This is a genomic window from Pararhizobium sp. (genome assembly GCF_035497515.1).
In the GTDB taxonomy this organism is placed as follows: Bacteria; Pseudomonadota; Alphaproteobacteria; order Rhizobiales; family Rhizobiaceae; genus Pararhizobium.
Map to the genome: position 1 here is coordinate 1 of NZ_DATJDJ010000092.1, position 3,743 is coordinate 3,743.

The 3,743-nt window shown below is 61.2% G+C and carries 3 protein-coding genes; all 3 read right to left on the reverse strand.

Annotation, left to right across the window (positions count from 1 at the left end; all coding sequences use genetic code 11):
- Nucleotides 1-18 precede the first annotated feature (18 nt).
- The 3 genes from VL202_RS09775 to VL202_RS09785 all read right to left on the reverse strand — a co-directional run bounded on the left by VL202_RS09775 (nucleotide 19) and on the right by VL202_RS09785 (nucleotide 3,642).
- Entirely contained in the window at nucleotides 19-972 is a 954-nt protein-coding gene (locus VL202_RS09775; protein ID WP_325463931.1) for a substrate-binding domain-containing protein, read from the reverse strand.
- 68 nt (nucleotides 973-1,040) lie between these two features.
- Nucleotides 1,041-2,045 (reverse strand): ABC transporter permease, encoded by a 1,005-nt coding sequence (locus VL202_RS09780; RefSeq protein WP_056340092.1) that lies wholly within the window; start codon nucleotides 2,043-2,045, stop codon nucleotides 1,041-1,043.
- A gap of 70 nt (nucleotides 2,046-2,115) precedes the next feature.
- Entirely contained in the window at nucleotides 2,116-3,642 is a 1,527-nt protein-coding gene (locus VL202_RS09785; protein WP_325463932.1) for a sugar ABC transporter ATP-binding protein, read from the reverse strand.
- Nucleotides 3,643-3,743: the final 101 nt, after the last annotated feature.

Here is a 3,743-nt window from a genome sequence, read left to right on the forward strand (position 1 = left end):
ATTTTCGAGGCGAAAAGATCAGAACGGAGAATCCGGGAAGTAGAAGCTTGCCGCATTGTCCTTGGTCACCAGCGTGGCGTCTAGGATGAACGTGCCGCGAACCGGGACCTGATCGTAGAAGTTGCTGGCGGTGAGTTCCATCGCCGTGCCGATCATTGCCGGCGGATAGAGCACGTCCACCGGGATCATCTTGTCGCCGTCCATGACCTTCTTGATCATGTCCTTCGAGCCGGCGCCGGCGACGACATACTGGATGTCCGTGCGGCCGGCCTGCTCGATGGCCTGGAGAACGCCGACGGCCATGTCATCGTCCTGGCACCAGACCACGTCGATCTTCGGGTATTTGGTCAGGTAATCCTGCATGACCTTGAAGGCATCGTCACGGTTCCAGTTGCCGAACTGGCGGTCGAGAACCTTGACATTGGAGCCTTCGATGCCCTTGTCGAAGCCGTCCTGGCGCGCCTGGTCGATCGGGATCGGCAGGCCGCGGATGATGACGACTTCAGCGTCCGGCGTGGTTGCCTTGATGTATTCGCCGGCCGTCTGGCCGAGCGCCGGGTTGTTGCCGGCCACGTAGAGGTCGCGGACCGTATTGTCGTTGACGCTCGGCGCGCGGTCGACGATGGCGACGAACGTGCCCTTGCCCTTGACTTCCTTGATGGCGTTGACCAGCGGATCCGGGTCGGACGGCAGGATGACGAGCGCGTCGATGCCCTGGGTCTCGAGGTCCTGCACGGCATTCGCCTGGCTTGCCGGATCCGGCGACGTCTTGACGATCACGTTGAGGCCCGGATGCTGTTCCATCAAAAGCTTGGCGACACGCTCCGCGTGGAACACGACGCCCGCGGTCCAGCCATGGTCGGCGGCCGGGATCGAGACGCCGATAGTGACCTTCTTTTCTTCCTGCGCGTGGGAAGCGCCGGCAAACGCCATGATGGCGATGGCCGCAACGCTCAATAGTGCTTTACGCATGTTTCTCTCTCCCTAGTGAATTCGGGTCCTTGCAGTCTCAAGACCGGGCGACCCATGAACCCGGTTATTCACGATTTCCGCACCAGCGAGCGCTGAACGAGCATCGCAATGATGATGATCGCGCCCTGGATGGCCCCGATCAGATATTCGCTGATGAAGTTGGAAAGCAGCATGATATTGCCGACCAGCTCGAGGATAAAGGCGCCGCATATCGTGCCCCATACCCGGCCGGCCCCGCCCTTGAGCGCGGTTCCGCCGACCACAACGGCCGTGATCGCCTGCAATTCCCACAGGATGCCGGTGGTGGCCGACGTCGAGCCGAGACGCGGCACATAGAGAAGGACGGCGATGGCCACGCAGAGGCCCTGGATGACGAAGGCGATGGTGCGGACGCGATTGACGGGAATGCCGGAATAACGCGCAACGTCGCTGTTCGACCCGACGGCGACGACATGCCGGCCATAGCGGGTGCGATAGAGCACGAAAGCCGCCACGCAGGTCACCGCGAGAATGACGGCGATGGGAACCGGCAAGCCGAGAATGGAACCGAAATAGGCCGGCCGATACATTTCCTGCAGCGCGGGATCACGCAGCGTGATTGCACCGCCCTGCGACAGCCAGGTCGTCAGGCCGCGATAGATGCCCATCGTGCCGAGGGTCGCGATGAAAGGCTCGATCCGGCCGACCGTCGTCACCAGGCCGTTGGCAAGGCCGCAAGCGCAGCCCGCGACGACGGCAAGGACCATCGCCGCCGTCAACATCAGCGCCGGATCGGCAATCACGCCCGAATTCATGAACAGGATCATCAGACTGGCAACGAAGGCGACCATGGACCCCACAGAGAGATCGAGATCGCCCGAAGAAATCACGAAGGTGGCACCAATGGCGATGATGGCGATGAAGGCGCTGCGGGTCGCGACATTGGCGAGGTTGTTGATGCCGATGAAATTCGGATTGACGAGCGCGCCGAGAATGAGCAGCAGCACGAGCGCCACAAACGGCGCGACAGCCCGAAGATCGACATCACGCCAGCTTCGGCGACGGATTTCCCTGGTTTCCTCGTTGACGCTCATATCCAACCCAATCTCCCGTCCCATTGTCCCTGGGAATTACCGACAGTGCCCGGCCCGCAACCTCTCGCGGTCACGCTGCCGTCTTTTTCTTCAAGCCCGCCGCGTAGCGCATGATCTCCTGCTCGGAGATTTCATCCCCCTCGAGCATGCCGACGATCCGGCCCTCGCGCATGACCGCGACACGCGTACAAAGGCCGATGACCTCGGGCATCTCCGACGAGACGACGATGATCGCACGGCCATCACGGGCAAGCGCCGAGATGAAATGATAGATTTGCTGCTTGGTGCCGACATCGATGCCGCGCGTCGGCTCGTCGATGATGATGATGTCCGGCTCGGTCTCCATCACCTTGGCAAGCAGCAGCTTCTGCTGGTTGCCACCGGACATGCGGCCGGCAACGACATTGCCGTCGCGGACCCGGATATCGAAGCGGCGGCGCGCCCGCTCCAGGGCGGCGGCCTCGCTTGCAGGACTGAGATAACCGAGCTGGCCATGCTTATCGAGCGATTGCAGCGTCAGATTGGCGGTCATCCGCGAACCGAGAAGCAGGCCCTTGGCCTTGCGGTCCTTGGTCATATAGGCAAGGCCGGATCGGTTTGCCGCATGGACATCGCCGGAGGACACGGGCACGCCGTTGATCGTCACCTCACCGGAGGCGCGCGACCGCAATCCGGCGATCGCCTCCATCAGCTCCGTGCGCCCCGATCCGATCATGCCGGAAAAGCCGAGAATTTCGCCCTTGCGCACATCGAAGCTCGCATCGCGGACATAGCCGGTCGAAAGCCCGCTGACGCTGAGCATGATCTCCTCATCGACATTCGGCTCGCTCTTGGCCGGGAAAAGCTTGGACAGTTCGCGCCCGACCATCAGCTGCGCGATCGACTCCCCGTCGAGGATCGCGGTCGGCGAGGTCTTGATCCATTGCCCGTCGCGCAGGACCGTCACCCGGTCGGTCAATTCCATCACTTCATCGAGCTTGTGGGATACGAAGACGAAGGCCGTGCCCAGATCGCGCAGCTTGCGTACCTGCTTGAACAGATAATTGGTCTCTTCACGCGACAGGACGGCGGTGGGTTCGTCCATGAAAACGATACGGGCATCGCGGCTGATCGCCTTGGCGATCTCCACCATCTGCTTGTCGGCGATGGAAAGCGAACTGATCATCGCATTTTCGTCGATATGCGAACCGAGGAGATCAAGGACGCGGCGCGTTTCGGAGCGCATATGCCTGCGGTCAAGCACGCCGAAACGGGTCACTTCGCGGCCGAGAAACAGGCTCTCGGTCACGGTGAGGTGTTCGGCCAGATTGAATTCCTGGTGAATGATGACAATTCCAAGCGCTTCGGCTGCGCCGTTCGGCGGCAGCTTGACGGGGCGGCCATCGAGGAGAATTTCACCCGAGGTCGGCTGCTCGAAACCGGAAAGGATCTTGACGAGAGTGGATTTGCCGGCGCCATTCTCGCCCATCAGCGCATGAATTTCGCCGGCACGGAGATCGAAATCGACACTGAAGAGCACCTGCACGCCGTTGAACGACTTGCTTATTCGCTTCGCGGACAGCACCACGCTGCCGACGTCGCCGGTCTTCGAATTCATAATTCCTCCCATGCGGCTCCCATCCGCTTGAGCCCTATGTAAACCTTTACATAGACCATGTAAAGGTTTACATCCTTGCATAACACCGAATTTCGCCGCCT